This is a genomic window from Oleiphilus sp. HI0117 (assembly GCF_001635235.1).
The window spans coordinates 1-309 of the sequence record NZ_LWGA01000499.1; the positions used below are offsets into that span (position 1 = coordinate 1).

The window sequence follows — 309 nt, forward strand, 5'->3', positions numbered from 1 at the left end:
CGAAGAATAATCCCGGCATTACCCATGAAGGTACTTAGGCGACCGATGGAATCTACATTATCTGCTTGGGTCACCCAATGATAATTCTTAACGCCGTCTGCTTGCGCCTGACAACCCGCCATTGGCGTAGGCAGGTATGGTAGTAAACGCTCACCTACAGCAACTGGGCCAGAACCTGGTCCACCGCCACCGTGAGGTGTTGCAAAGGTCTTGTGCAAGTTCATATGCAGCACGTCAAAACCCATATCGCCCGGGCGTACTTTACCCAAGATCGCGTTCAGGTTCGCACCATCGTAATAAAGCAAACCG

The 309-nt window shown here is 51.8% G+C and carries 1 pseudogene; it reads right to left on the reverse strand.

Going from position 1 to position 309, the window contains the following annotated elements:
* Nucleotides 1–309: pseudogene (locus A3757_RS05615) on the reverse strand (aminomethyl-transferring glycine dehydrogenase subunit GcvPB); the annotation flags it as partial.